The organism is Sphaerochaeta sp. UBA5836, from assembly GCF_002432845.1.
Classification (GTDB): Bacteria; Spirochaetota; Spirochaetia; order Sphaerochaetales; family Sphaerochaetaceae; genus Sphaerochaeta.
In genome coordinates this window covers 2,365-3,343 of the sequence record NZ_DJGW01000117.1, presented here as the reverse complement: position 1 = coordinate 3,343, position 979 = coordinate 2,365, and the positions used below count along the sequence as shown (strand labels likewise).

Genomic DNA, 979 nt, shown 5'->3' with positions numbered 1-979 from the left:
TTACGCTGCCAGCGTCTTGATCTTTCTCACATACACCCTTCTGAAGAAGATGATGGTCAGCAAAAGGGAAGATGTTTCTGCGATGATGAACGAGTACCACAGAGCATCCAATCCGACGAAACGACCAAGCAGATAGGCGGATGGCAGCAGGAATATGAGCTGTCGGGTGACACTGATGATCATGGAGATGTATCCGTCGCCGGTTCCTTGGAAAAGGGCGCCGAGGACAATGCAGAAACCTGCAGAGATGAAGCAAAGGCTGATGCGCTGCATGGCAATCACCCCGATGGCCATCATCTCATCGGTGGCGTTGAACCAGCCGAGCAGGATGTGGGGCAGGAATGTGAAGACGGCAAAGCCGGCGCTCATGATTGACAGCGAAACAATAAGGCCCACCTTGACGGCACTGATGATGCGCTTGGGCCGTTTCGCCCCATAGTTGTAGCCGATGACAGGAATCATCCCGCTGTTGAGACCGAACACCGGCATGAAGATGAATGACTGCAGTCTGAAGTAGATGCCGAAGACTGCAACGGCGGAAGTTCCGAAACCAATAAGAATTTTGTTCAGGCTGGTGTTCAGAATGGTTCCGATCGCCTGCATGATGATAGAGGGGATGCCTACAGCGTAGATGTCCTTTACCGTTTTTTTCTCAAGACGGAACGAAGGACGGTCAAGAATGATTTCCTTGTTTCTCTTTACATAATATATGGCCAGGACGGCCGAAACATGTTGGGCGAATACGGTCGCAATCGCTGCTCCCAGAACACCCATGCGGGGAAAGCCGAAAAGGCCGAAGATGAGGATCGGGTCGAGGATGATGTTCACTATCGCTCCGGTGCCTTGGATGATCATCGGGTGAAATGTGTCTCCGGTTCCCTGCAGGATGCGTTCGCAGGTGATGTCGATGAAAATCGCCAGGGAGAAGAAGAGACAGACCGAACTGTATTGGGTGCCCATTGCAATCAGTTCAGGATCG

1 protein-coding gene is annotated in these 979 nt (G+C 52.0%); it reads right to left on the bottom strand.

The window, feature by feature from the left end; translation table 11 throughout:
• The coding region (locus tag B3F49_RS12310; protein WP_293911451.1) for an MATE family efflux transporter at positions 1 to 979 on the bottom strand (979 nt) is incomplete at its 5' end.